Genomic DNA, 25,024 nt, shown 5'->3' with positions numbered 1-25,024 from the left:
ACACCAAGGACAGCCCGCCGATCTTCCCCCGTCGGCGGGCTGTCCCGTGTCCTGGTGGACTTCTCCGGACGCGGTGGACTTCACCGGACGCGCTGGAGAGAATGGCCGCCCACAACACGTCAAGACTTCTGCCCGGTGACGGAGTCGGCGCGGGGCGCGTGTCCCCTCCCCGCGCCAGCACTGGACGGTTCCAGACGGAGACCACGGGTCGGTACATCCGGGCACCGACGACCCAGGTGGACCGTCCCGCCGGGCAGCGAACAGGACTCGCCGTGCCCGCGGCGAACTACCGTGCCCTGCTGCGCACCCCGGGTGCCGCGGCTTTCTTCCTCGCGGCGTCGTTCGGACGCGTCGGCGTCGCGATGACCGGCCTCAGCGTCATCTGGCTGGTCCACTCCCGCACCGGCACCTTCACCTCGGCCGGCCTGGTCGGCGGCTGCTTCGCGGTGGCCGAGGCGCTCGGGGCGCCCCGGGTGGCCCGGCTCGTGGACCGGTTCGGGCAGACCCGTGTGCTGCCGCCCGTCCTGCTCGCTCACGCCCTCGCGGTCGCCCTCCTGGTGTCACTGGTCGCCGTCGGCGCCCCCGCCGCCCTGCTGGCCCTGGGCGGTGCGCTGGCCGGCGCCGGCCTTCCCCAGCTCGGCACGATGTCCGCGGCGCGCTGGGCGGCGCTGCTGCGCTCCGGCCGGGCGGCGGAACTGCCCAGCGCCTTCGCCCTGGAGTCCGTCAGCAACGAGGCCGGCTACCTGCTGGGCCCGGCGCTGGTCAGCTCTCTCGCCGCGGCCGGACATCCCGTGGCCGGCACCGTGCTGGCCACCGCCCTGTCGGTGGCCGGGGGGCTGGTCCTCGCGGCGCAGCACGGCAGCGCGCCCCCGCCCTCGAGCGCCGGCCCGACGGCCGGCGGCGGCCCGGTGGCCACCCGCGCGGACCGGTCGTTGCCACGCGGCGGGGTCGTCCTGCTGATGGGGCTCAGCCTCGCCGTCGGCGTGTTCTTCGGGGCCATGCAGGTGTCGGTGACCGCCTTCACCATGGCGCACGGTGCGCCGGGTGCCGCGACGCGGGTCCTGGCCGTCTCCGGTTGCAGCGGGCTGCTGTCCGGATGGCTGTACGGGCGACGCCGGTGGCGTGCCGCGCCCCGGGTGCAGTTGCCGGCCGCGGCCGGTGTGCTGATGCTCGGCACCCTGCTGCTGCTCACGGTCGGCTCGCCGCTCGGGCTCGGGCTGGTCGTCGTACTGACCGGTGCCGCCATCCCGCCCCTGCTGGTGCTCTTCTCCGTGCTGACCCAGTCGCTCGTCCACCAGGCCGTTCTGACCAGGGCGTTCTCCTGGCTCGGCGCCGCGAGCGCGGCGGGCTCGGCCGCCGGGGCGACGCTCTCCGGCCGGGCAGTCGACGCGTTCGGGCCGTCCGGTGGCTTCGCGGTCACCGCCGTTGCCGCCGCCGCACTGACCCTCCAGGGCCTCGCCGGCCTGCACCTGCTGCGCACGCAGGGGGAAGAGCCTCGGTGAGCTGTCGACGCCGGTATCGGTGGGCTGTCGGCGGGCTGCCGGGGGGTGTCGGCGGACTGTCGGTGGTTTGTCGGTGGGGGCTGGCACCGTACTTTCCATGACGCGAATCGACAACAACGCCGTGTCCGTACGGGGGCTGGTGAAGCACTACGGCGACACCAAGGCACTCGACGGAGTTGATCTGGACGTCCGCCAGGGCACCGTGATGGGGGTGCTCGGGCCGAACGGGGCCGGCAAGACCACCCTGGTGCGGATCCTGTCCTCACTGTTGCGGCCCGACGCGGGAGAGGCGACCGTCGCCGGGTACGACGTGCTGCGCCAGCCCCGCCAGCTGCGCCGGGTGATCGGGCTGACCGGACAGTACGCCTCCGTGGACGAGAAGCTGCCGGGCTGGGAGAACCTGTACATGATCGGGCGGCTGCTCGACCTGTCGCGGAAGGACGCGCGAGCCCGGGCCGACGAGCTGCTGGAGCGGTTCTCGCTGACGGATGCCGCGAAGCGGCCGGCGGGCACGTACTCCGGTGGCATGCGCCGCCGGCTCGACCTCGCCGCCTCGATGATCGGGCACCCCCAGGTGCTGTTCCTCGACGAGCCCACCACCGGTCTCGACCCGCGCACCCGCAACGAGGTGTGGGACGAGGTCAAGGCCATGGTCGGCGAGGGGGTGACCGTGCTGCTGACCACCCAGTACATGGAGGAGGCCGAGCAGCTCGCCTCCGAGCTGACCGTCGTGGACCGCGGGAAGGTCATCGCGAACGGCAGGGTGGAGGAGCTGAAGGCGAAGGTCGGCGGGCGGACGCTGCGGGTGCGGCCCGTGGACCCGCTGCAGGTCCGGCCGCTCGCCGCCATGATCGACGAGCTGGGGATCACCGGGCTCGCCGGTACCACCGTGGACGCGGACAGCGGCACGCTGCTGGTGCCGATCCTCAGCGACGAGCAGCTGACCGCCGTGGTCGGCGCCGTCACCGCCCGCGGCATCACCATCAGCTCCATCGTCACCGAACTGCCCAGCCTGGACGAGGTGTTCCTGTCCCTCACCGGCCACCGCGCCAGTGCCCCGCAGGACGCCGAGCCCGCCGACGACCGTCAGGAGGTCGCCGTATGAGCGCCACGACCGCCACCGCCACCGCCACCGCCACCGCCACCGACGTCCGGATCCCGCTGCGCGGGCACCTCCGGCACACCGGGGCCCTGATCCGCCGCAACCTGCTGTGGATCCGCCAGGACCCCGAGTCGATGTTCGACGCCCTGCTGATGCCGGTCGTCTTCACGCTGCTGTTCGTGTACGTCTTCGGCGGCTCGATCGGGCAGGCGCTCGGCGGCGGCCAGGACGGCTACGTCCAGTACGTCATCCCGGGCATGATCGCGATGATGAGCATGACGCTCTCGCAGGGCGTCGGCACCGGGTTCAGCCAGGACTTCAACTCCGGTGTGATGGACCGGTTCCGGTCGCTGCCGATCGGGCGCGGCTCGGTGCTGTTCGCGAAGATCTCGGTGGAACTGGCGCGGATGCTGTTCGCCACCGCCGTGCTGATGATCGTCGCCGTGCTCGTCGGGTTCCACATCCATCACTGGGCCGGGCTGTTCGCCGCCGTGGGCCTGTCCGCCGTGTTCGCCTCCTCGATCATGTGGGTGTTCCTCACCCTGGGCGTGATCCTGAAGAACGCCCAGTCCGTGCAGGCCATGGGGTTCCTGGTGCTGTTCCCGCTGCAGTTCGGCTCGTCGATCTTCGCGCCGACGAAGTCGATGCCGGGCTGGCTGCAGGCCTTCACCGACTACAACCCGCTGTCCACGCTCGCCGACGCGGCGCGCGGACTGATGGTCGGCGGCCCGGTCGCCCACGACCTGTGGGTCACGCTGGCCTGGTCGGTGGGGATCACGGCGGTGGCGGCACCGTACGCGATCTACCGGTTCCGGACGAAGAGCTGACGCTCGCCGGGAAGTTCACCCAGTCGGCGTCAGAGCAGGGCGGTGGCCTCCGCGCGGGAGAGGCCACCGCCCTCGGCGTACGCGGACTCGTAGGCCGCGTCGTCGGCGAGGGCGGCCCGGACCGTGGCCTCCGACCGGTCACGCGCCGTGCGCTCCAGGCCGACCTGGACGTGGCCGGGCGGCAGCAGGGCGTCGGCGGCGCCCAGGCAGCGGGCCGCGTCCAGGGCGCGCCCGCCTCCGTCGAGCCCGGCCACTGAGATCGCGGCGACGGTCAGGCAGACGGACGGCAGATGCGGGGTGATGGCCTCGCTCAGCGGGTCGGCGGCGAGCCGCAGCGCGTCGCGCGCCCTGTCCAGGGACTCCGCGTGCAGGCCGTCGAGGGCGTCCACCCAGGCCTCCTGGGTGAGGATCAGGGCGTCGAAGACGACGAAGTGGGAGATCTTGAACTCGCTGCGCAGCAGCCGGACCTGCTCGCGGGCCTCGGGGACGCGGCCGCTCAGCAGGAGCCAGGTGGTGAGGAAGAGCCGGGCGGCGGGCATCGACTCGTTGTGCACGGCCTCGTTGTCGGCGATGACCTGGCGCAGCAGCCGCTCCCCGCGCTCGGTGTCGCCCGACTCGATCAGCACACTGCCCAGACGGGCGTTGAGCACGGCGGACTGGGCGCGGGCGCCGAGCCGGCCGACCCGTTCGATGGCGGCCTCGTAGTCGGCGGCCGCCGCCCGGTAGTCGCCGCGTCGCTCCCGGGCCTCGGCGCGCCCGGAGAAGGCCTCGGCGGTGCCCCAGTCGTCCCCGAGGCGCCGGAAGATCTCCAGTGCCTCGTCGGCGTCCCGGGTGGCGTCCCCCGCCCAGGCGGCCCGGTTGGCCAGCAGGTTGGCGCGCATGGCGAGACTCCCGGCCAGCTCCCACTCGTAGCCGGGCGTCTCGCGGCAGGTGCGGACGGCGGCGTCGAGGATCTCGCGCAGCCGGGCCATGCCGCCGGTCAGCATCACGGCGAAGAACCAGAACATGCCCGGCGCCCGGCAGGTCTGCGGCATGCCGGGTTCGTACACCTCGGTGACCGCGCGCAGCTTCGCCTGCGCCTCGGGCGTCTGCCAGACGTCCAGCTCGGTGTCCATGCAGGCCAGATGCGCCAGGTGCAGGCCGCGCCGGGCCTCGGCGAGGAGCTCTCCGGTGTACGGCGGCGGGGTGTCGGTGCAGCGCTGCCACACCGGCTCGGCCGGGCGCAGCGGCGCGGCGAACGGGTCGGGGCCGAGGGCGATGACGTCGGCGCACCAGGTGCGGGTCTCGATCCGCTGGTCGTGCAACTGCCAGTACCAGAACAGCGAGTGCAGCAGGCACAGCGCCTCGTGCTCGTCCCGCAGGGCGATGGCGTGCCGCAGCGCGGTGCGCAGGTTCTCGTACTCCAGCTGGAACCGGGCGATGGCGGCGCGCTGGCCGGGGCCGCGCAGCAACGGCTCGTTGGTGCGGGCGAGTTCGCGGTAGTAGGTGAGGTGGGCGCGCTCGGCGGCGGCCCGCTCGCCGCTCTCGTCGAGGCGCTCGCCGGCGTACTCGGAGACGGTCTCCAGGAGCCGGTAGCGCATCCCGCCGTCCGCGGCCTCGCCCGAAGGGGCGGCCACCACCAGGGACTTGTCGACCAGGGAGCCGAGCGCGTCGAGGGCGCCGGGGCCGCAGACGGCCTCGGCGGCGGCCAGGTCGCAGCCGCCCGCGAAGAGGGAGAGGCGGCCGAGGACGGCGCGTTCGCCGGCGTCCAGCAGGTCCCAGGACCAGTCGACGACCGCGCGCAGGGTCTGCTGGCGGGGCAGCACCGTGCGGCTGCCGGAGGTGAGGAGCAGGAAGCGGTCGTCCAGCCGGTCGGCGATCTGCCGCGGGGTGAGCATCCGCAGCCGGGCCGCGGCCAGTTCGATGGCGAGGGGCAGCCCGTCCAGGCGGCGGCAGATCTCGGCGCAGGCCGCCGCGGTCTCGTCGTCGGCGTCGACCGTGAAGCCGGGGCGGGCCGCGGCGCCGCGCTCGGCGAGCAGCCGCAGCGCCACCGGCGCGGGCAGCGGCTCCACCGGGCGCAGCAGCTCCCCGGGTACGCCGAGGGGTTCGCGGCTGGTGGCCAGGATCGTCAGGTCCGGGCAGCGCTCCAGGAGCCGGGCCGCCAGGTCGGCCGCCGCGTCGACGACGTGTTCGCAGTTGTCGAGGACGAGCACCATCCGGCGCCGGCCGCAGTGTTCGACGAGCCGCTCGACCGGGTCGTCGTGCCGGTCGGCGGCGGCCCGCATGGCCTCGGCGCCGCCGCCGTACAGCACGGCCTGGCGGGCGCCGAGCGCGCTGAGCACGGCCTCGGGGACGCCGGCCGGGTCGTCGACGGGGGCCAGCTCGGCCAGCCAGACGCCGTCCCGGGCGGCGTGCCCGACGGTCTCGGCGGCCTCCTGCGAGAGCCGGGTCTTGCCGGCCCCGCCGGGTCCGAGCAGGGTGACGAGGCGGGCGGTGGCGAGGTCGCCCTGGATGGCCTCGATGTCGGCCTCGCGTCCGACGAAGGAGGTGAGCCGGGCGCGCAGGTTGCCGGGCCGGGCCGGTGCGTTTGGCGCGGGTGCCGGGTCGAGGAGCTCGACGTGCAGGGCCCGCAGCTCGGGTCCCGGGTCGGAGCCGAGGCGGTCGGCGAGGAGGTGGCGTACGTCGTCGTAGGCGGCCAGCGCCTCGGCGGTGCGGCCGGTGCCGTGCAGGGCGCGCAGGCGCAGCGCCTGGAGGGGTTCGTCCAGCGGGTGGGCGTCGCACAGGGCGGTCAGCTCGGGCAGGGACTGCTCGGCCTGGCCGAGGGCGAGGGCGGCGGTGTGGCGGGCACGTAGTGCGTCCAGGCGGCGGACCTCGACGCGGGCCGCCTCGGCGGTGCGGTCGGGCAGGTCGGCCAGGGCCGGGCCGTGCCACAGGGCGAGGGCGTCGTCGAGGACGGTGGCCGCCTTGGCGGGGTCGCCGTCGGCGAGGGCGCGCAGGCCTTCGCCGGTGAGCCGCTCGAAGCGGTGCAGGTCGACGTCGTCGGGGGCGGCGGCGAGCCGGTAGCCGCCGTCGGTGGAGTCGACCGCGGCCGCGCCGAGCGCCCTGCGCAGCCGGCCGACCAGCGCCTGGAGCGCGCCGCCGGCGTCGGCCGGCGGTTCGTCGCCCCACACCTCGTCGACGAGCAGCCCGGCGGGCACCGCGCGGCCTGGCCGCAGCGCCAGCACGGTCAGCAGGGCACGCAGCCGTGCCCCGCCCACGGGGACGGCCGTGCCGTCGGGGCGGAGTGCCTGGGTGGTGCCGAGGATCGCGTAGCGCACGGGGTCCATTGTCCCTGGGGACGCCCGGACGCCGCCTGTGGGTTTCGGATGCGCATGGACTGCGAGGAGTCGAGGGTGAGGGTCCGGTCGGCCACGGGACGGCGATCTCCTTGCCGAAGGGGCCGGACTGCGGGGAGACGACTTCGACGACGAAGGGCAGCGACGCCGAAGGGCAGCGACGCCTCGTTGATCTCGCTCTCACCCGGGAGGAACCTCGGGCCGCCCGCAGGACGTTCTTCACCTGTCACCTGTACGGTCTACCCCGCACGCCACCTCCACCGACGCGCCCCGGGAGTCCCGCGCCATGACCGCCACCACCACCCGCCCCAGTGACCGGCGGATCAGTCCCGTGTTCGTCGGGATCCTCGCCGTCACCGCGGTCACCGGGTGGGCCACCTGGTCCGGGTTCGCGGAACAGCCCGGGGTCGCCGTGTTCCTGTTCGTGACGGCGGCCTGGATCGTCTCGCTCTGCCTGCACGAGTACGCGCACGCGCGCACCGCCCTGCACGGCGGCGACATCACGGTGGGCGCGAAGGGCTACCTCACCCTGAACCCCCTGAAGTACACGCACGCGCTGCTGAGCATCGTGCTTCCGGTGCTGTTCGTGATCATGGGCGGGATCGGTCTGCCGGGCGGTGCGGTGTTCATCGAGCGCAGCCGGATCCGGGGCCGCTGGCGGCACAGCCTCATCTCCGCCGCCGGCCCGCTGACCAACGTGCTGTTCGCCGCCGTCTGCACCGCCCCCTTCTGGCTGGACGCCCTCGACGGCGTCCCGCGCGACTTCCGTTTCGCGCTCGCCTTCCTCGCCCTGCTCCAGGTGACGGCCGCGATCCTGAACTTCCTGCCGGTGCCGGGCCTGGACGGTTACGGCGTGATCGAGCCCTGGCTGTCGTACAGCATCAAGCGCCAGGTGGAGCCGTTCGCCCCGTTCGGCCTGCTCTTCGTGTTCGCGCTGCTGTGGGTGCCGTCGATCAACAGCGCGTTCTTCGACGTGATCGACGCGCTGCTGCGCCACCTGGGCGTCGGGGACCTGGACCAGTACTGCGGACAGCAGCTCTACCGGTTCTGGCAGGGCACGGACGGGTTCTGCTCGGTCAGCCAGTAGCGGCGGCCGTCACGCCGACAGCGGGAACTCCTCGCCCAGTTCCCGGAACACCGCCGTGTTGAGGGCGAAGGCCCGCTTGCACTCGGCGACGACGCGCTGCTTCTCCAGGTCGTCGGCGTCCACCGCGTCCAGCAGTTCGCGGTAACCCCGTTTGAAGGCGGCCGGGTTGGCGATGTCCTCGAAGACGTAGAACCGGACGCCGTCGCCCTTGCGCTGGAAACCCCAGGTCCGCTCCGCCTTGTCGCGGATGATCTGGCCGCCGGAGAGGTCGCCGAGGTAGCGGGTGTAGTGGTGGGCGACGTAGCCGGCGGGCCAGTGCTCGGCGCACTCCCGCACCCGTGCCGCGTACTCCTCCGTCGCCGGCAGCGCCGTGAGTCCGGTCCGCCAGCCGGCCCCGCGCAGGTGCGCCAGGTCCTGCTCCAGCGCGGCCAGCCGGAGCAGCTCGGGCCGCACGAACGGCCCGGCCACCGGGTCCGACGCCAGCCGCCCGGCCGCGCCCTCCAGCGCGTCGTACACGAACCACAGCTGCTCGGTGTAGCGGGCGTACGCCGCCACGTCGAGGCGGCCGCCCAGCAGGTCGCTCATGAACGTGGAGGTCTCCGCCGCCACGTGCTGCTCGTGGGACGCGGTGCGGATGAGTGTCGAGAAGGAGTCCATGACCACCACCCTTTAAGGTAAGGCTTACCTAAATCAACGTTTTTGCCGACGCTTCGTCGGGAAAGTTACCGACACCGTGTCGGCAAAAGCGTACCGGAAAAAGGCCCGGCCTCCGAGGGGAGGGCGGGCCAGGCGACGGCGGGGGGGTTACGGCAGGGTCAGGATCTCCGCGCCGGTGTCCGTCACGACCAGCGTGTGCTCGAACTGAGCGGTACGCCTGCGGTCCTTGGTGACGACGGTCCAGCCGTCGTCCCACATGTCGTACTCGTGCGTCCCGAGCGTCAGCATCGGCTCGATCGTGAAGGTCATCCCGGGCTGCATCACGGTCGTCGCGTGCGGGCTGTCGTAGTGCGGGATGATCAGACCCGAGTGGAACGACGAGTTGATCCCGTGGCCGGTGAAGTCCCGCACCACCCCGTACCCGAAGCGCTTCGCGTACGACTCGATGACCCGGCCGATGATGTTGATCTGCCGGCCCGGCCGGACCGCCTTGATCGCCCGGTTCAGGGACTCCCGGGTCCGCTCCACAAGGAGCCGGCTCTCCTCGTCGACGTCCCCGACCAGGTAGGTGGCGTTGTTGTCGCCGTGCACCCCGCCGATGTACGCGGTCACGTCCAGGTTGACGATGTCACCGTCCTGGAGCACCGTCGAGTCCGGAATGCCGTGGCAGATGACCTCGTTGACGCTGGTGCACAGGGACTTGGGGAAGCCGCGGTAGCCGAGCGTGGACGGGTAGGCCCCGTGGTCGCACATGTACGTGTGCGCAACCCTGTCGAGTTCGTCCGTCGTCACACCCGGTGCGATGATCTTGGCGGCCTCCTCCATCGCCTGCGCGGCGATACGGCCGGCGATCCGCATCGCCTCGATGGTCTCCGGGGTCTGCACCTCCGGGCCGGTGTACGGGGTCGGCGCGGGTTTGCCGACGTACTCGGGGCGGCGGATGTTTCCGGGTACCGAACGGGTGGGAGAGAGCTCCCCTGGTACGAGCAGCGACTGGCCAGACATGCCAGCGAGTCTAACCAGCGGGCATGGGGGAACATGTGGATGGCGAAAGGAGCCGGTGATGGCCCTGTTCAAGAAGCGGACCGTTGCGAAGGCGGGCGAGTGGTACTACTGCCTGCAGCATCAGAAGGTCGAGGAGGGGCCCGAGTGCCCCGCCAAGGACCGGTTCGGCCCTTACGCCACCCGCGCGGAGGCCGAGCACGCCATGGAGATCGCGCGGGAGCGCAACCTCCAGTGGGAGAACGACCCGCGGTGGCACGACGCCCCCGCCGGGGACTCCTCCGAGGAGGGCTGATCAGGAGGACCGATCAGGAGGCTGATCAGGAGGGCTGGGCCGGGTCGGCCGCGAGGCCGGGCGCGGATCCGGCGGTGCGCCGGGCGCGCAGGCGTACGGCGTGTTCGTTCGTCTGTGCGTCGTAGGACATCAGGGCGGGCAGACACAGGGCCAGCAGGCCGACCGCGCCGGTGCAGAGCAGGCCGCCCGCGCCGACGGACGCCCGTACGCCGAGCCATCCGGCCATGGAGCCGGAGCGGACCTGGCCGAGGGTGGGGCCCACCGAGTACGACAGCAGTTCGATCCCGGCGAGTCGGCCACGCAGCTCGTCGGGGATCGTCTGGTTCCACATCGCGGCCCGGAAGATCCCGCTGACCATGTCGCAGCCGCCGGCGACGGCGAGGAGGAGCAGGACCAGCCATACGTTCGCCACGGCGCCGGCGGCGGCGATCGCGAGGCCCCACAGCGCGGCCGACAGCACCACCATCCGCCCGTGCCTGCGCACCCGTGAGGTCCAGCCGCTGACCAGGCCCACGAGGAGCGAACCGGCCGGGATGCTCGCGTACATCAGGCCGAGCGACCAGTCCGCGTCCAGTTCGTCGGCGAGGAAGGGCAGCACGGCGAGCGGCATCGCCAGGAACATCGCCGCGAGGTCGACCGCGTAGGTGCCGAGGAGTTCCTTGCGGTTCCAGGCGTAGCGGGCGCCCTCGGCGATCGAGCGGAGGGAGGGCTTCGCGGCCTCGTGGGACGCCGGGGACGGCGCGATGCCGACGATCAGGGCGACGGAGACGACGAACGTGACGAGGTCGGCGCCGTACGCCCAGCCGAGGCCCGCGTAGGCCACGACCAGGCCGGCGACGGCGGGGCCCGCGACGCCGCCGACCGTCCAGCGGAAGGAGTTGAGGGCCGCCGCGGCCGGGAGGTCGTCGTGAGCGACGATCCTCGGGAGCAGGGAGTCGAGGGCGGGGCGCTGGACCGAGACGAGGCCGGCGGACAGGGCCGCGACCGCGTACAGCGGCCAGACCGCCGGGTGCGGCAGCAGCGCGTTGACCAGCAGGCCCGCGCTGAGCAGTCCCTGAGCGGCCTCGGTCCGGACGATCAGGGCGCGCTTGTCGAGGGCGTCGGCGAGGGCGCCGCCGTAGAGGCCGAAGAGGATGAGCGGGAGCAGTTCGACAGCGCCGATGGCGCCTACGGCGGCCGCGGAACCGGTGAGGTCCTTGATCTGCACCGGGAGCGCGACGAACGTCAGGAAGCTCCCGAAGTTGCTGATCAGACCGGAGACCCACAGCCGCCGGAAGTCGACGGAGGCCTTCCAGGGGGCTAGGTCGGGGAGGAGACTCACGCTGGCCCATGCTGATCGCCGCGCTCGCCGGGAGCAAACGCTTTTCGCCCGGGCGCGGCTCGGTGGGGGCTGGTCGCGCAGTTCCCCGCGCCCCTTCGGGGGCGTTGCACCAACGCGCCCCGCCAGGGGCGCGGCCAACTGCGCGAGCAACCACGACGTGCCTGCAGCCGACATCCTGGGCCGCGGGTCCCGCCTCCGCTCCCCCGCCGGCCGAGTCGGGTGGGCGGGTGGGCGGAACGTCACCAAGGCGTCGGAGGCGGGGCCGTCACGGTGTCCGCGAGGCGGGCGAGGCGGTCTCGGAAGCGGCGGCGGCCTCGTGGGGAGGGGCCGTTCTCGCCGGTGGCGGCGCTGACGAGGTGCTGGACGGTGTCCAGGTCGAGTTCCGCGGTCTCGGGGACGGTGAGGGTCTCGTGGGCCATGGCGGTGAGCGCGTCGTCGGTGGTGGCGAGGGTCAGGACCGTCACGCCGGCCCGGCGGGCGGTGTGGACCCGCTCCAGGAGGGGTCCGGCGTCTCCCGGCGCCACCACGAGCAGGGTCTCACCCCGGCGGGCCGCCTCGATGCGGCCGGGGCCGACCGCGAGGTGCGCCGGGTCGGTGGGGCGGGCGTCGTGCCGTACGAGGGTCGGCGCCAGTTCCGGCGTACCGGACCACGCCGCCTCGTCCGCGAGGTGCGCGGCGAGATGCCACGGCTCGTACTCCGGCGTACCGACCAGGAGCAGTCCCCCGCCGTGCGTCACCACGGAACCCCGCAGCGCGCCCGCGAATCTCCGGGTCGCGGTCAACCACTCGGTCCCGGCGAGCACTTCGCGCAACAACGCGACCCGTACGGCGTCCATGCCTCCGCATACTGCCGCAATCGGACACTCGTGACGTGGAGTTCACCCCGAATTCGCCCGACCCGGGGAGGAGGCGGCCCATGACTGACGCAGAAGCAAGCATTCCCTTTCGCGCGGGCAAAGAGGGCTACGCCAGTTTCCGGATCCCGGCGGTGGTGGTCTCCCGGGCGGGCACCGTGCTCGCCTTCTGCGAGGGGAGAGTCGACTCCGCGGCCGACTACGGGCACATCGACGTGGTGCTGAAGAGGTCGACGGACGGCGGGCGCACCTGGGGGCCGCTCCAGGTGGCGGCGGACAACGGGACCGATCTCGCCGGGAACCCCGCTCCCGTCGTCCTCGACACCGGCCGCATCCTGCTCGTGCACGTCCGCAGCGCCGCCTCCGCCACCGAGGACGCCATCCTGCGCGGGCAGGTGTCCGACGCCGACGGGCGGCGGGTGTGGGTGCAGCACAGTGACGACGACGGGGTGACGTGGTCCGCGCCGGTGGAGATCACCCAGTCCGTGAAGAGGGCCGGCTGGCGGTGGTACGCCACCACGCCCGGGCACGCGATCCAGCTGCGTTCGGGACGGGTCGTCGTGGCCGCCAACCACACCCTGCCGCCCACCGGGACGGACAACGGCACCGAGGGCAGGTACAACAGCGGGCACTGCCTGCTCAGCGACGACCACGGGGCGACCTGGTACCTCGGCTACGTGGACGAGAACACCGACGGGTACATCAACGTCAACGAGACCACCGCGGCCGAACTGCCCGACGGGCGCGTCTACTTCAACACGCGCAACGATTCACCGGCGCCGGGGAACAGGGCCGACGCCCACTCGGCGGACGGCGGTCGCACGCTGGTGAAGCCCTTCCGGCCGCAGGCCGGGCTGACCGCACCCGTCTGCCAGGCGAGCGTGCTCCAACTCCGCGATCCCGACGTGCTGCTGTACTCCGGGCCGGGCGATCCGGCGGCCCGCGCCCTGATGACGGTCCGCGCCTCCGCCGACGGCGGCACCACGTGGCGGCCCGTGTACACGGTCGACGGGCTGCCCGCCGCCTACTCCGACCTGACCCGGATCGACGCGGCCACCGTCGGGCTGCTGTACGAGACGGGCGACTTCAGCGCGTACACCACGATCACGTTCCGCCGGGTGCCCGTGAACCGGCTCACCTGACCGGGCCTGGCCGGGTACGGCCGCCGGCCCGGACGTAGAGTCGGCCCATGACCTCTACCGACAGTGCACAGCAGCCGGGGGCCGACAAGGCCCCCGCCTCCGCCAAGGATCCCTGGGACCTGCCCGACGTCTCCGGTCTGGTCGTGGGTGTGCTCGGCGGCACCGGCCCGCAGGGCAAGGGCCTCGCCTACCGGCTGGCGCGGGCCGGCCAGAAGGTGATCATCGGCTCGCGCGCCGCCGAGCGCGCGCAGGCCGCCGCCGACGAGCTCGGGCACGGTGTCGAGGGCGCCGACAACGCCGAGTGCGCGCGCCGCAGCGACCTCGTGATCGTCGCCGTACCGTGGGAGGGGCACGGCAAGACGCTGGAGTCACTGCGCGGGGAACTGGCCGGCAAGCTGGTCGTGGACTGCGTCAACCCGCTCGGCTTCGACAAGAAGGGTGCCTACGCGCTGAAGCCGGAGGAGGGCAGCGCGGCGGAGCAGGCCGCGGCGCTGCTGCCGGACTCGCGGGTCACGGCCGCCTTCCACCACCTCTCCGCGGTGCTGCTCCAGGACCCGGAGATCGAGGAGATCGACACCGACGTGATGGTGCTCGGCGAGGTGCGGGCCGACGTCGAGACCGTGCAGGCGCTGGCCGGCCGGATCCCGGGGATGCGCGGCGTCTTCGCGGGCCGGCTGCGCAACGCCCACCAGGTGGAGTCCCTGGTCGCGAACCTGATCTCGGTCAACCGCCGCTACAAGGCACACGCCGGGCTCCGGGTCACCGACGTCTGAGCGGATGGGGGACACTGGTGGCTGCCCACCGGTGTCCCCCACGTCTTCGGAAAGACGTCTTCGGAAAGCGATCGACTCCTATGCCCCGCCTCGCCCTCTACGCCCTGATCGTCTGCGTCCTCGCCCTCGTCGCCGCCGTCGTCTCCTTCGTCCAGGGCAGCTGGCTGATCGGCGTGGTCTGGGTGCTGCTGACGGGGCTGTCGTCCAACATGACCTGGTACTACGTACGGCGCGGCCGTCAGGAGAAGTCGGTCACCGGCTGATCACCGGCCGATCACCGGACGGCCCCCGGCTGCCTCTCCGGGCCCTCCAGGAGGACCCGCCCGCCGATCTCCACCCAGCCGTACGGCTGCGGTGCGGTCAGGATCTGCGAACCTCGGCCCTGGGTGATGTTCAGGGCCCGGCCCAGCTGGGCGGTCAGCAGCAGGGCCGCCGCCCCGGTCGCCTCGTCCTCGTCGATGCCGTCGTCTCGGCCGGGGAAGGCACGGGCGCGGACCCGCCCGGCCGACTCGTCCTCCCAGGCCCAGGCGTAGATCCACTCCCCCGGCGCGGGCACCGGTAGCGCGTCGACCTCCGCGGCCCCGGCGTACTGGCGCAGGGTGCGCGGCGGGACCCACTCCGGGAGCGCCTCGATCCAGCTGAACTCCCCGTCCAGCCGGGCGCCTACGACGCCGGCCGGGGTGACCAGTTCGGGCACGTCCAGCAGCCACGCCGTGCCGACGCAGGGGTGTCCGGCGAACGGCAGGCGCAGGGTGGGGGTGTAGATGTCGACGACCCCGCGCTCGGGGTCGTCGACGAACACGGTCTCGCTGAACCCGAGTTTCGCCGCGAGCGCCTGCCGGTCCTCCCGGCCGGGCAGCACGGAGCCGTCCCGGACGACGCCCAGTTCGTTGCCGTAGCCGCCGTTCGCCGCGCAGAAGACACGCAGCACGTCGTAATCAGTCACAGCGGCATTGAAGCACTGACGGCCCCACTCCCTCCTCGGCGTCCTCACCGCCCCCCTGCCCCCCACAAGGCGCCACTTGACCTCTACTTTACTTTTCCGTGAAGCTTCCTTTAGGTCATCGACGCCGAGCCGTGTCTGTGATCTTTCTGTGTCTGGCGAATCACCACCCGCCGGGTATGAGTGAGGTAAGCCTCAGGTAAGTTAGGCAAGCCTCACCACACCGTCCCAGCTTGGAGCCTGCATGCGTGCCGTCCGACTCACCGTCACCGCCGCCGCCACCGTGGCCGCCTTGACCGCCCTCTCGGCCTGCACCGCGAAGAGCGACGCCAAGGGCGACGGCGCGATCCAGGTCACCGCCGCCGACTCCACGTGCGAGACGTCGGCGAAGTCGGTCCCGGCGGGGCACGTCACGCTCGCCATCGAGAACACGGGGTCCAAGGCCACCGAGGTCGAGATCCTCTTCCCGGACGACCGGATCGTCTCCGAGAAGGAGAACATCGGGCCGGGCACCAAGTACACGCTGACCGCCGAGGTGAAGGCCGGGTCGTACGAGATAGCCTGCCGGCCGGGGATGAAGGGGCACGGCGTCCGGCAGAAGCTGACCGTCACCGGCTCCGGCGCCGTCGCCGAGCGCGACCCGAAGCTGGACGCGGCCGTCGCCGCCTACCGCGCGTACGCGCAGGAGCAGGCCGACGCGACGATCCCGAAGGTGCAGACGTTCGTCGACGCCGTCAACGCCGGGAACATCGAGGCCGCCAAGGACGCGTACGCCCCCTCCCGGGTCGGCTGGGAGACCACCGAGCCGATCGCCGAGTCGTTCGGTGACATCGACCCCAAGACGGACACCCGCGTCAACGACCTGGAGAAGGGCCAGAAGTGGACCGGCTGGCACGCGCTGGAGAAGGCGCTGTGGCAGGACAGGAAGGTCGGCGCCGAGCAGAAGGCCCTCGCCGATGAGCTGCTCACCGATCTGAAGGACTGGCAGAAGCGGGTCGGCAAGGCCGAGATCACCCCGACCTCCATGGCCAACGGCGCCAAGGAACTCCTCGACGAGGTCGCCACCGGCAAGGTCACCGGCGAGGAGGACCGCTACTCCCACACCGACCTGAGCGACTTCAAGGCCAACGTCGACGGCGCGCAGAAGGCGTACGAACTGCTCAAGCCGGTCGCGCAGCAGAACGACGCGGCGCTCGTCACCGAGCTGGACAAGCAGTTCGCGGCGCTGGACGCGCTGCTCGACAAGTACCGCACGGACAAGACCTCCGACGGCTTCGTCTCGTACGACACGGTCACCGACGCGCAGCGCAAGGAGCTGTCCGACGCGGTCAACGCCCTCGCCGAGCCGCTGTCCAAGCTCGCCGCGGCCGTGGTCAAGTAAGGGGCGGGACATGGGTGACAAAGCCACTCCGTCGCGTCGGGCGGTCATCGGCTGGGGCGGCGCCGGACTCGCGCTGGGGGCCGCCGTGACCGGTGGCGCGGTGGCCGCGGCCGAGGCCGGCGGCGACGACGCCGGCCCCGCCACCGCCGTCGCGTTCCACGGCGCCCACCAGGCCGGTATCGCCACCCCGGTCCAGGACCGGCTGCACTTCGCCGCGTTCGACGTGAAGACCGACGACCGGGCCGAGTTCGTGCAGCTGCTGAAGGACTGGACGGCCGCGGCCCGTCGGATGACCGCGGGCAGGGCCGTCGGCGAGGGCGCGTACGGCGGGCTCGCCGAGGCGCCCCCGGACGACACCGGCGAGGCCCTCGGGCTCAGTCCGTCCCGGCTGACGCTGACGATCGGATTCGGGCCGTCCTTCTTCGAGAGGTTCGGGCTCGGCGGACAGCGGCCCGCCGCGCTCGTCGACCTGCCGACGTTCCCCGGGGACAACCTCGACGCCTCCCGTACCGGCGGCGACCTCTGCATCCAGGCCTGCGCCGACGATCCGCAGGTCGCCGTGCACGCCATCCGCAACCTCGCCCGGATCGGCTTCGGCAAGGTCGCCATCCGCTGGTCCCAGCTCGGCTTCGGGAAGACCTCGTCCACGACCCCGGACGCCCAGACGCCCCGCAACCTCATGGGGTTCAAGGACGGCACCCGCAACATCGCGGGGACCGAGACCGACCGGCTGAAGAAGTTCGTGTGGGTCGGGGACGGGGACGGGCCCGGCTGGATGAGCGGAGGGTCGTACCTCGTCGCCCGGCGGATCCGCATGAACATCGAGACCTGGGACCGGACCTCGCTCCAGGAGCAGGAGGACGTGTTCGGCCGGGACAAGGGCGAGGGCGCCCCGGTCGGCAAGGCCAAGGAGCACGACGAGCCGTTCCTGAAGGCCATGAAGCCCGACGCCCACGTGCGGCTCGCACACCCGGACTCCAACGGCGGGATCACCATCCTGCGCCGCGGCTACTCCTTCACCGACGGGACGGACGGGCTCGGGCGGCTCGACGCCGGGCTGTTCTTCCTGGCCTACATGCGTGACGTCGGCAAGGGGTTCATCCCGCTCCAGCGCAGGCTGTCGGCGTCCGACGCGCTCAACGAGTACATCCAGCACGTGGGTTCGGCGGTCTTCGCGATCCCGCCCGGCGTCCGGGACAAGGACGACTGGTGGGGCCGGACGCTGTTCTCCGAGTCCTCCGAGTCCTCCGATTCCGCCACGTCCGCCAAGTCCTCCGAGTCCTCCAAGGGGGCGTGATCCGTGTTCTCCAACTACCTGATCGGTCTGCGCGAAGGCCTCGAGGCCTCGCTCGTCGTCTGCATCCTCATCGCCTACCTGGTCAAGACCGGGCGCACGGACGCCCTGAAGCCGATCTGGACCGGCATCGCGGTGGCGGTGCTGATCGCCATGGGCTTCGGGTGCGCGCTCGAATTCGGTTCCCAGGAGCTGACGTTCGAGGCACAGGAGGCACTCGGCGGGTCCCTGTCCATCGTCGCGGTGGGCCTGGTGACCTGGATGGTGTTCTGGATGCGCCGCACCGCCCGGCACCTGAAGGCGGAGCTGCACGGCAAGCTGGACGCGGCCCTCGCGATGGGGACCGGCGCGCTGGTCGCCACCGCCTTCCTCGCCGTCGGCCGGGAAGGCCTCGAGACCGCGCTGTTCGTGTGGGCCTCCGTGCACGCGGCCAGCGACGGCACCCCGCGCCCCCTGATCGGCGTGGCGCTCGGCCTGGCCAGTGCCGTGTTCCTCGGCTGGCTGTTCTACCGGGGCGCCCTGCGGATCAACCTCGCGAAGTTCTTCACGTGGACCGGCGGCATGCTGGTCGTGGTCGCGGCGGGCGTGCTCGCGTACGGCTTCCACGACCTGCAGGAGGCCGACTGGATCCCGGGCCTGACCCGCCAGGCCTTCGACATCAGCGGCACCATTCCGCCGGACAGCTGGTACGGGACGCTGCTGAAGGGCGTGTTCAACTTCCAGCCGGACCCGACCGTGCTCCAGGTCACGGTGTGGCTGCTGTACCTGGTCCCGGCACTCGCACTCTTCTTCGCCCCGGTAGGGTTCGGCTCCGGGAAGGGGAAGGTGAAGGCACCTGATGACGCACCTGAGGACGCATCTGCGGACGCACCTGACGAACAGGGATCGCGCCCCTCGACGGCTCCGCAGACTCCGCCGGCGTGATCGGAACGCGCTCATAGCGGTCTCGCTGACCGCCCTGTCGCTGACGGCGAGCGGTTGCGTGGTGGTGCACGGGGAGCGCGAGGTGCTCCCCACCACCACCCGCGCCGAAGCCGCCAAGGCGCTCCGGCAGTTCACGGACGCCTACAACAAGGCCGACAAGGCCTACGACGCCTCCCTGGACGCGGACCACACGACCGGCGCCCTCGCCGACATCGACTCCGCGCGCCTGAAGGCCGGGCACGTCAACAGCCCGGCCGGCAACTCCGCCCACTCGGCACTGGAGTTCGACGACGTCACGTACACCATCCCGAAGAAGGCCGGCTGGCCGCGCTGGTTCCTCGCCGACGCGCACGGCAACAAGGGCGGCGACGAACGCTGGCTGCTGGTCTTCACCCGCAACAGCCTCGACCAGCCGTTCCAGGTGGCGTACCTGACACTGGTCGCGCCGGACGCCGTACCGAAGTTCGCCACCGACAAGGACGGCTGGGCCGAGGACGTACCGGCGAACAGCGCTCGGCTCGCCGTCGCCCCGGGCGACCTGAGCCGGGACTACGCCACGTACCTGAAGAGCGGCGGCACCACCTTCGCGGACGGCCCGCACACCAGCGGCTGGCGCACGGACCGCAAGAAGTCCACCAAGCCGGGCCTGGCCACCCAGTACATCGACGAGCCGCTCACCGACGGCGACTACGCGCCGCTCGCCCTGCGCACCACCGGCGGCGGGGCGGTGGTGTTCTTCACCACCCGCTACTACGCCAAGGAGACGGCGGCCGTGGGCACCTCCGTGCCGGCCCCGAACCTCAGCGTCAAGGCCCTCACCAAGGGCGAGATCAAGCAGTCCCTGACCATGCAGTTCGTCTCCAACCAGGTCGCCCTGGACCCGGCAGGCACCGGCAAGGTCTCGATCCTCGGCCGCATCCAGGGCCTGACCTCGGCCCAGGGTTCCTGAAAACAACGCCCCGGACAGCGCCCCGTCAGGGGCGCGGGGCTGTATCAATGGGCGGCTCCGCCGCGTGGGCGCGACCAGCCACAACGGCGCCGCAGCCGACCGGCCACCCGGCGCTGCCCACGGCGCTTCTACCAGCCCGCACCCACCTGGCCGGCATCCTCACCCGCGTACCGGGCACACGCGTCGGTCAGAATCTCCAGCAGACTCAGCGGGTCGGGCAGCGCGTGCTCGGGCCCGCGTACCCAGTGCACCCGCAGGTCGCCGTCGCCGCCGGGCAGCCTGGCGGGCGGCACGAGGACGTAGGAGCCCCGGCAGTGCCAGCGCAGCCCCGGGTGTTCGTCCATGGTCTCGGGGCGGCAGTCCAGCTCGCAGGGCCACCACTCGTCCTCGTCCTCGGGGGTGCCGCGGGTGAGGGTGAAGAAGAGCAGGCGGCCGTCGTCGCTCTCGGCGACCGGGCCGACCTCGACGCCGTTCGCGAGCAGCCGTTCCAGGGCCTGCCGGCCGGGCTCCAGGGGCACGTCCAGGACGTCGTGGGTCATGCCGGTCGCGGTGATGAAGTTGGCCTGCGGCTGGTGCCGGGCCCAGCGCTCGATCTGGGCGCGGTCGGTGGTGGACTGCGTCTGCCACGCGAACGACACCGGGTGCCGGGCCGGGGTGGGGCAGCCGACGCGGTCGCAGGAGCAGCCGTAGCCGGGGGCGGGGTGCGCGGCGGGGGCCAGCGGGAGGCCCGCCTCGGCGGCGGCGAGCAGCAGCGCCGCGCGGCCCGGGTCGTCGGCGGCGCCCGCCCGCTCGGGGCGGCGGCCGCGGAGCCACTGGGAGACTCTGCCCTGCAGGCCGCTCGCGCCGCCGAACCTCGCGCTCATCTTCCGCCTCGCCTCCCTGTGGTCCGGCCAGGATGCCTTATGGTCCCGTCTGGGCGTGAAGCGGGGGGTACGAGAGCTGTGTCACCCGGGCGGCCACGGGTCGCCCCAGTCCGCGTCCCGGGCCGCCTTGTACAGGTCGCCGTGGCGCTTGGTGACCGTCGTGCGGCGCAGTTGTTCGTCGGTCTCGCACAGGTCGAGCAGGACCTGGCCCTTGCGGATCTGGGGGCGGCGGACCACCCGGGCCGGTGCCGGGGCGGGCGGGAAGCGGGTGGCGGCCACGTAGCTGAACTTCTCGTCCTCGTAGGGCAGCGAGCCGCCCTTGACCTGGCGGTGCAGGGAGGAGCGGCTGACCCGGGCGGAGAAGTGGCACCAGTCGGTGCCGGGGGCGATCGGGCAGGCGGCGCTGTGCGGGCAGGGGGCGGCGACGTGGAGGCCGGCGGCGATCAGGCGGTCGCGGGCCTCGATGATCCGGGTGTAGCCGGCGGGGGTGCCCGCCTCGACGATGACGACGGCCTGCGCGGCGGCCGCGGCGGCGTCGACGAGGGCGGCGCGGTCGGTCTCGTCGAGTTCGTTGAGGACGTACGAGACCGTGACGAGATCAGTGCTCTCGATGGTGAGTGCCGCTCCGATCCGGGCGCGCTGCCACTGGGCGTCCCGCAGTGCCGGGTTCGCGGCGGCGATCTCCCGGCCGAGGGTGAGCGCCGGCTCGGCCCAGTCGAGGACCGTCACCGGCCGTACGCCCGCCCAGGTGTCGGTCACCGCCCAGGTCGCCGCGCCCGTCCCGCCGCCGACGTCCACGTGGCTGCCCGGCGCCCACCCCTGCGGTACCGCGTCGGCGAAGGCCGCCAGCGCGGACCGTACCGCCTCGAAGGTCGCCGGCATCCGGTACGCCGCGTACGCCACCACGTCCGCCCGGTCCCGCAGGATCGGTGCGTCGGTCGGGGTGGCCCCGCGGTAGCTGGCGATCAGCCGCTCGACGGCTCCGGCCGCCTGCTTCGGGGGGAGGCCGCCGAGCAGGTCGGCGAGCGTGGCGCGGAGCCGGTCGGCCGGGGGGCCGGCAGGGGTGGGGTGGTTCACCCGGCGATTGTATGGACAGCCCTGGCGAGGCGGGTCGCCGCCGCCGCCCGGGGTGCGCTGTCGCCGGGGCGGCGGCGCGGGTGCACGGTGTTGGCAAGCAGCACGAGGAACGTGTCCGTGGCCCGGTCCAGCACCAGGCTGGTGCCGGTGAACCCGGTGTGGCCCGCCGCCCCCTGTCCGGCCAGCTCGCCCATGAACCACGGCTGGTCCACCAGGAAGCCCAGGCCGGGCGGGGCCAGCAGCAGGTCCACGAAGTCGGGGCCGAGGATCCGCGCCGGGCCGTAGGCGCCGCCCGCGAGCAGGGCCCGGCAGAAGATCGCCAGGTCCCGGCCGGTGGAGAAGAGACCGGCGTGCCCGGCCACCCCGCCCAGCGCCCAGGCGTTCTCGTCGTGCACGACGCCCCGCAGCATCCCGCGGTCCGCCTTGGCCCACGGCCGCCGCTGGTCCTCGGTGGCCGCGGCGCCGGGGCAGGGGCCGAAGTCGGTGGCGGTCATGCCGAGCGGCCGGGTGATGCCGTCGCGGACCAGGACGTCGAGGGGACGGCCGGTGATCCGCTCCAGGACCTGCTGGAGGAGGAGCAGGTTCAGGTCCGAGTAGCGGTAGGCGCCGGGGGCGCCGGCCGGGGCCTCCGCGCGGAGCAGGTCGAGGCGGGCCGTGTCGTCGGGGCAGTCGTAGAGCGGGAGTTCGGGGCGCAGGCCCGAGGTGTGGGTGAGGAGCTGGCGGACGGTGATGCCGTGGGCGGCGGCCGCGTGGAAGTCGGGGAGGTAGGCGCCGACGCGGGCGTCGATGCCGAGGGTGCCGCGCTCCAGCTGCTGCACGGCGGCGACCGCGGTGAACAGTTTGGTGAGGGAGGCGACGTCGAAGGGGGTGTCGACGGTCGCCGGGACCCGGGCGGCGGCCGGCAGTTCGACACCGGCGTCGGTCTCGGGGTCGTAGGCGGACCAGCGCACGGCCCAGCCGGAGGCCTCCTGCACGGCGATCACGGGTCCGCGTCCGGCGACCACGACGGCCCCGGCCGCCCAGGGCCGCTCACCGGTGGTGAGGTCGTGCACGTCGCGGACGAGGTGCCTGAGTTCCGCGGGGTCGAGCCCGGCCCGTTCCGGTGTCTCGACGCGCAGTCTCGGTACGCTCAGCTCCCTGCTCCCTCCGTCCTCGCACGGGTGTTCCCACGTGCTGCCCAGGGACGGCACATTCCCACGAAGCAGGCCGTTGCCACCAGTGCCCCCGCCAGTTGGACGATCGCCATGGGCACGGCGGTTCTCTCCCCGGCGACCCCGACCAGCGGCGAGGCGACCGCGCCGACGAGGAACGAGGAGGTCCCGAGCAGCGCGGACGCGGACCCGGCCGCGTGCCGGGTGCGAAGCAGGGCGAGGGACTGGGCGTTGGGCAGGGTGAAGCCCATCGCGGACATCAGGACGAAGAGGGCGGCGGCGACCGGGGTGAGGCCGACCGGGCCGAGGGCGCCGGTCGACATCAGCAGCAGGGCGGTCGCCGCGAGCACGGTCACTCCCAGGCCCGCGCCCAGCACCTTGTCCAGGCCGACCCGGCCGACCAGGACCTTCCCGTTGACCTGCCCGGCGATCACAAGACCGACCGAGTTGAGGCCGAAGAGGAGGGAGAAGGTCTGCGGGGAGGCGCCGAAAATCTCCTGTATGACGAACGGAGACGCAGCGATGTAGGCGAAGAGGGCCGCGAAGGCGAAGCCGCCGGCGAGCATGTAGCCGGTGAAGGGCAGGTCGGCGAGGAGGCTCCGCATGGCGCGCACGGCGGCGGACGCTCCCCCGGCGTGCCGGTCCGCCGGCGGCAGCGTCTCCGGGAGCCGCACCCACACCAGTGCGGCGAGCAGCGTCCCGACGAGCGTGAGGACGACGAAGACGCCCCGCCAGTCCGTCACCCGCAGGATCTGCCCGCCGATCAGCGGGGCGACGACCGGGGCGACCCCGGAGACCAGCATCAGGGTGGAGAAGAAGCGGGCCATGGCGACCCCGTCGTAGAGGTCGCGGACGACGGCGCGCGCGATGACGATGCCGGCCGCGCCCGCGAGGCCCTGGGCGAGCCGGAAGGCGACCAGGGTCTCCACGTCCGGCGCGAGGGCGCACAGGGCGGTGGCGACGACGTAGACGGTGAGGCCGGCCAGCAGCGGGCGGCGGCGCCCCCAGCGGTCGCTCATCGGGCCGACGACCAGCTGCCCGAGGGCCATGCCGGCGAGGCAGGCGGTGAGGGTGAGCTGGACGGTCGCGGCGGGGGCGCCGAGGGAGCGGGTGACCTCCGGCAGGGACGGGAGGTACATGTCCATGGCCAGCGGGGGCGTCGCGGTGAGTCCGCCGAGGAGCAGGACGAGGAGGAGGCCGGCGCGGCGGGTGGCGGCGGGGACGGGAGCCGGGCCGGAGCGGCCGCCGGCTCCGCGCGGTGCGGGTACGGCGGTGTCGCCCCGGGCGTTCGCGGCGTTCCGGGCGTTCGCGGTGTCCTGGGCGTCCGGTGTCGGCGGTGCCGGCTGCTCGGGCATGTGTCCCCTGTCCCGTCTTCGTGGTCTCGCGGTCCGGTCGGCTGTTGCTGGACCCCGTCGGCCCCCGCATATGCTCTCAGCTCGTACAGACTGCCGGGAAACACGTGAGCGAGGGTGGGCGGCCGGGATGGGTGAGCAGAGCGTGCGGTGGGGGATCCTGGCGACGGGCGGGATCGCGGCCGCGTTCGCGGCTGACCTGGTCGATCTGCCCGACGCGGAGATCGTGGCGGTGGCCTCGCGGTCCCCGGAGTCGGCGGCGGGGTTCGCGGAGCGGTTCGGGATCGCGCGGGCGTACGGGGACTGGGAGTCGCTGGCCGGCGACGAGGACGTCGACATCGTGTACGTCGCCACTCCGCACTCGGCGCACCGGGCGGCCGCCGGGCTGTGCCTGACGGCGGGGCGGAACGTGCTGTGCGAGAAGCCGTTCACGCTCAACGCCCGCGAGGCCGGGGAACTGGTCGCGCTGTCGAAGGAGCACGGCCGCTTCCTGATGGAGGCGATGTGGATGTACTGCCACCCGCTGGTCCGGCGGCTGACGGCGCTGGTCGCGGACGGGGCGATCGGCGAGGTGCGGACCGTGCAGGCGGACTTCGGCCTGGAGGGGCCGTTCCCGCCGGCGCACCGGCTGCGGAACCGGCTGCTCGGCGGGGGCGCGCTGCTCGACCTGGGGGTGTACCCGGTGTCGTTCGCGCACCTGCTGCTCGGTGAGCCGGACGGCATGTCGGCGCGAGCGGTGCTCTCGGAGGAGGGCGTCGATCTCCAGACGGGTGCACTGCTCTCCTGGGAGAGCGGCGCTCTCGCCTCGGTGCACTGCTCCATCGTCGGCGGCACCGGCACCACGGCCTCGGTCACCGGCTCGCAGGGCCGGATCGACATCCCGAACGGCTTCTTCAGCCCCGACCGCTTCGTCCTGCACCGCGACGGCCGCGACCCCGAGGAGTTCGCCCTGGCCCCGGAGGACGGCCCGCGCAACACCTTCCGCCACGAGGCCAGGGAGGCCATGCGCGCGGTCCGCGCCGGCGACCAGGAGTCCCCCCTCGTCCCCCACGACAGCACCCTCGCGGTCATGCGCACCCTGGACGGCCTGCGGGAGCTGATCGGGGTCCGCTACCCGGGCGAGGCGTAAAGACACCCCCGCACTGCACGCCCCCCGCTGAACGCGCCCCGAAAGGGGCGCTGGGGGTCCCCCCGGCCGAAGGCTGGGGGAGGAA

23 protein-coding genes are annotated in these 25,024 nt (G+C 73.0%); 13 read left to right on the top strand and 10 right to left on the bottom strand.

Going from position 1 to position 25,024, the window contains the following annotated elements:
* The first annotated feature begins 272 nt into the window (after positions 1–272).
* The 3 genes from ACZ63F_RS10235 to ACZ63F_RS10225 all read left to right on the top strand — a co-directional run bounded on the left by ACZ63F_RS10235 (position 273) and on the right by ACZ63F_RS10225 (position 3,431).
* Positions 273–1,502: an MFS transporter gene (locus tag ACZ63F_RS10235; protein ID WP_469710031.1), complete on the top strand. Its 1,230-nt coding sequence runs from the start codon at positions 273–275 to the stop codon at positions 1,500–1,502.
* A gap of 97 nt (positions 1,503–1,599) precedes the next feature.
* Positions 1,600–2,607 carry an ATP-binding cassette domain-containing protein gene (locus ACZ63F_RS10230; RefSeq protein WP_469710030.1) on the top strand — a complete coding sequence of 336 codons (1,008 nt, stop codon included), beginning with the start codon at positions 1,600–1,602 and terminating at the stop codon, positions 2,605–2,607.
* A complete protein-coding gene (locus ACZ63F_RS10225; RefSeq protein WP_352353851.1) occupies positions 2,604–3,431 on the top strand; it encodes an ABC transporter permease in 828 nt (275 codons plus the stop codon). Before ACZ63F_RS10230 ends, ACZ63F_RS10225 begins: the two co-directional genes overlap by 4 nt.
* Positions 3,432–3,460: 29 nt before the next feature.
* Here ACZ63F_RS10225 and ACZ63F_RS10220 read toward each other — a convergent pair whose 3' ends face one another.
* A complete protein-coding gene (locus ACZ63F_RS10220) occupies positions 3,461–6,736 on the bottom strand; it encodes an AfsR/SARP family transcriptional regulator (RefSeq protein WP_469710029.1) in 3,276 nt (1,091 codons plus the stop codon).
* 295 nt (positions 6,737–7,031) lie between these two features.
* On the opposite strand from ACZ63F_RS10220, the gene ACZ63F_RS10215 reads away from it, so the two are divergent.
* A complete protein-coding gene (locus ACZ63F_RS10215) occupies positions 7,032–7,832 on the top strand; it encodes a site-2 protease family protein (protein WP_469710028.1) in 801 nt (266 codons plus the stop codon).
* Between the two features lie 9 nt (positions 7,833–7,841).
* Here ACZ63F_RS10215 and ACZ63F_RS10210 read toward each other — a convergent pair whose 3' ends face one another.
* Together ACZ63F_RS10210 and map are read right to left on the bottom strand one after the other, a co-directional pair.
* Positions 7,842–8,489, bottom strand: a complete 648-nt coding sequence (locus tag ACZ63F_RS10210) for a biliverdin-producing heme oxygenase (protein ID WP_469710027.1) — start codon at positions 8,487–8,489, stop codon at positions 7,842–7,844.
* A gap of 147 nt (positions 8,490–8,636) precedes the next feature.
* Entirely contained in the window at positions 8,637–9,494 is an 858-nt protein-coding gene (gene map, locus ACZ63F_RS10205) for a type I methionyl aminopeptidase (protein ID WP_469710026.1), read from the bottom strand.
* Between the two features lie 58 nt (positions 9,495–9,552).
* Here map and ACZ63F_RS10200 point away from each other — a divergent pair, with 58 nt between their 5' ends.
* Positions 9,553–9,786, top strand: coding sequence for a hypothetical protein (locus tag ACZ63F_RS10200; RefSeq protein WP_469710025.1), 234 nt, complete (start codon positions 9,553–9,555; stop codon positions 9,784–9,786).
* A gap of 25 nt (positions 9,787–9,811) precedes the next feature.
* On the opposite strand, the gene ACZ63F_RS10195 is transcribed toward ACZ63F_RS10200, so the two are convergent.
* On the bottom strand, positions 9,812–11,107 hold the full coding sequence (locus ACZ63F_RS10195; protein ID WP_469710024.1) for an MFS transporter: 1,296 nt from the start codon (positions 11,105–11,107) through the stop codon (positions 9,812–9,814).
* Positions 11,108–11,346: 239 nt separating this feature from the next.
* Complete coding sequence (locus ACZ63F_RS10190; RefSeq protein WP_469710023.1) at positions 11,347–11,943, bottom strand: hypothetical protein; 597 nt, start codon at positions 11,941–11,943, stop codon at positions 11,347–11,349.
* Between the two features lie 80 nt (positions 11,944–12,023).
* Between ACZ63F_RS10190 and ACZ63F_RS10185 the strand changes: the two genes are divergently transcribed.
* From ACZ63F_RS10185 to ACZ63F_RS10175, 3 genes are all read left to right on the top strand, one after another.
* Positions 12,024–13,103: a sialidase family protein gene (locus tag ACZ63F_RS10185; protein WP_469710022.1), complete on the top strand. Its 1,080-nt coding sequence runs from the start codon at positions 12,024–12,026 to the stop codon at positions 13,101–13,103.
* Between the two features lie 47 nt (positions 13,104–13,150).
* The gene (npdG, locus tag ACZ63F_RS10180; RefSeq protein ID WP_469710021.1) at positions 13,151–13,876 is read left to right on the top strand and encodes an NADPH-dependent F420 reductase; all 726 of its coding nucleotides are present in this window, start codon (positions 13,151–13,153) and stop codon (positions 13,874–13,876) included.
* 80 nt (positions 13,877–13,956) lie between these two features.
* Positions 13,957–14,139: a hypothetical protein gene (locus ACZ63F_RS10175; protein WP_469710020.1), complete on the top strand. Its 183-nt coding sequence runs from the start codon at positions 13,957–13,959 to the stop codon at positions 14,137–14,139.
* Positions 14,140–14,150: 11 nt separating this feature from the next.
* On the opposite strand, the gene ACZ63F_RS10170 is transcribed toward ACZ63F_RS10175, so the two are convergent.
* Entirely contained in the window at positions 14,151–14,822 is a 672-nt protein-coding gene (locus ACZ63F_RS10170; protein ID WP_469710019.1) for a PhzF family phenazine biosynthesis protein, read from the bottom strand.
* A gap of 241 nt (positions 14,823–15,063) precedes the next feature.
* On the opposite strand from ACZ63F_RS10170, the gene efeO reads away from it, so the two are divergent.
* Genes efeO through ACZ63F_RS10150 form a run of 4 tightly spaced genes read left to right on the top strand, consistent with a single transcriptional unit; the run spans position 15,064 to position 19,367 of the window.
* The gene (efeO, locus tag ACZ63F_RS10165) at positions 15,064–16,200 is read left to right on the top strand and encodes an iron uptake system protein EfeO (protein ID WP_469710018.1); all 1,137 of its coding nucleotides are present in this window, start codon (positions 15,064–15,066) and stop codon (positions 16,198–16,200) included.
* 10 nt (positions 16,201–16,210) lie between these two features.
* A complete protein-coding gene (efeB, locus tag ACZ63F_RS10160; protein WP_469710017.1) occupies positions 16,211–17,497 on the top strand; it encodes an iron uptake transporter deferrochelatase/peroxidase subunit in 1,287 nt (428 codons plus the stop codon).
* A gap of 3 nt (positions 17,498–17,500) precedes the next feature.
* The gene (gene efeU, locus ACZ63F_RS10155) at positions 17,501–18,418 is read left to right on the top strand and encodes an iron uptake transporter permease EfeU (RefSeq protein ID WP_469710016.1); all 918 of its coding nucleotides are present in this window, start codon (positions 17,501–17,503) and stop codon (positions 18,416–18,418) included.
* Entirely contained in the window at positions 18,333–19,367 is a 1,035-nt protein-coding gene (locus tag ACZ63F_RS10150) for an SCO2278 family lipoprotein (RefSeq protein WP_469710015.1), read from the top strand. The genes efeU and ACZ63F_RS10150 overlap by 86 nt, the downstream gene beginning before the upstream one ends.
* Before the next feature lie 128 nt (positions 19,368–19,495).
* Here ACZ63F_RS10150 and ACZ63F_RS10145 read toward each other — a convergent pair whose 3' ends face one another.
* The 4 genes from ACZ63F_RS10145 to ACZ63F_RS10130 all read right to left on the bottom strand — a co-directional run bounded on the left by ACZ63F_RS10145 (position 19,496) and on the right by ACZ63F_RS10130 (position 23,813).
* Complete coding sequence (locus ACZ63F_RS10145) at positions 19,496–20,230, bottom strand: bifunctional DNA primase/polymerase (protein WP_469710014.1); 735 nt, start codon at positions 20,228–20,230, stop codon at positions 19,496–19,498.
* Positions 20,231–20,311: 81 nt separating this feature from the next.
* Positions 20,312–21,307, bottom strand: coding sequence for a small ribosomal subunit Rsm22 family protein (locus tag ACZ63F_RS10140; protein WP_469710013.1), 996 nt, complete (start codon positions 21,305–21,307; stop codon positions 20,312–20,314).
* Positions 21,304–22,497 (bottom strand): serine hydrolase domain-containing protein, encoded by a 1,194-nt coding sequence (locus ACZ63F_RS10135; RefSeq protein ID WP_469710012.1) that lies wholly within the window; start codon positions 22,495–22,497, stop codon positions 21,304–21,306. The genes ACZ63F_RS10140 and ACZ63F_RS10135 overlap by 4 nt, the downstream gene beginning before the upstream one ends.
* Positions 22,437–23,813, bottom strand: coding sequence for a multidrug effflux MFS transporter (locus tag ACZ63F_RS10130; protein ID WP_469710011.1), 1,377 nt, complete (start codon positions 23,811–23,813; stop codon positions 22,437–22,439). The genes ACZ63F_RS10135 and ACZ63F_RS10130 overlap by 61 nt, the downstream gene beginning before the upstream one ends.
* A 127-nt stretch (positions 23,814–23,940) precedes the next feature.
* Between ACZ63F_RS10130 and ACZ63F_RS10125 the strand changes: the two genes are divergently transcribed.
* Entirely contained in the window at positions 23,941–24,939 is a 999-nt protein-coding gene (locus tag ACZ63F_RS10125) for a Gfo/Idh/MocA family protein (protein ID WP_469710010.1), read from the top strand.
* Positions 24,940–25,024 lie beyond the last annotated feature (85 nt).

Source organism: Streptomyces sp. NPDC104761 (assembly GCF_055583445.1).
This window is presented reverse-complemented; position numbering and strand designations above follow the sequence as displayed.

Coding starts and splice junctions, on each gene's coding strand:
- ACZ63F_RS10230 (WP_469710030.1), top strand. CDS start 1,600: ATGACGCGAATCGACAACAACGCCGTGTCCGTACGGGGGCTGGTGAAG.
- ACZ63F_RS10225 (WP_352353851.1), top strand. CDS start 2,604: ATGAGCGCCACGACCGCCACCGCCACCGCCACCGCCACCGCCACCGAC.
- ACZ63F_RS10220 (WP_469710029.1), bottom strand. CDS start 6,736: ATGGACCCCGTGCGCTACGCGATCCTCGGCACCACCCAGGCACTCCGC.
- ACZ63F_RS10215 (WP_469710028.1), top strand. CDS start 7,032: ATGACCGCCACCACCACCCGCCCCAGTGACCGGCGGATCAGTCCCGTG.
- ACZ63F_RS10210 (WP_469710027.1), bottom strand. CDS start 8,489: ATGGACTCCTTCTCGACACTCATCCGCACCGCGTCCCACGAGCAGCAC.
- map (WP_469710026.1), bottom strand. CDS start 9,494: ATGTCTGGCCAGTCGCTGCTCGTACCAGGGGAGCTCTCTCCCACCCGT.
- ACZ63F_RS10200 (WP_469710025.1), top strand. CDS start 9,553: ATGGCCCTGTTCAAGAAGCGGACCGTTGCGAAGGCGGGCGAGTGGTAC.
- ACZ63F_RS10190 (WP_469710023.1), bottom strand. CDS start 11,943: ATGGACGCCGTACGGGTCGCGTTGTTGCGCGAAGTGCTCGCCGGGACC.
- ACZ63F_RS10185 (WP_469710022.1), top strand. CDS start 12,024: ATGACTGACGCAGAAGCAAGCATTCCCTTTCGCGCGGGCAAAGAGGGC.
- npdG (WP_469710021.1), top strand. CDS start 13,151: ATGACCTCTACCGACAGTGCACAGCAGCCGGGGGCCGACAAGGCCCCC.
- ACZ63F_RS10175 (WP_469710020.1), top strand. CDS start 13,957: ATGCCCCGCCTCGCCCTCTACGCCCTGATCGTCTGCGTCCTCGCCCTC.
- efeO (WP_469710018.1), top strand. CDS start 15,064: ATGCGTGCCGTCCGACTCACCGTCACCGCCGCCGCCACCGTGGCCGCC.
- efeB (WP_469710017.1), top strand. CDS start 16,211: ATGGGTGACAAAGCCACTCCGTCGCGTCGGGCGGTCATCGGCTGGGGC.
- ACZ63F_RS10150 (WP_469710015.1), top strand. CDS start 18,333: ATGACGCACCTGAGGACGCATCTGCGGACGCACCTGACGAACAGGGAT.
- ACZ63F_RS10145 (WP_469710014.1), bottom strand. CDS start 20,230: ATGAGCGCGAGGTTCGGCGGCGCGAGCGGCCTGCAGGGCAGAGTCTCC.
- ACZ63F_RS10130 (WP_469710011.1), bottom strand. CDS start 23,813: ATGCCCGAGCAGCCGGCACCGCCGACACCGGACGCCCAGGACACCGCG.
- ACZ63F_RS10125 (WP_469710010.1), top strand. CDS start 23,941: ATGGGTGAGCAGAGCGTGCGGTGGGGGATCCTGGCGACGGGCGGGATC.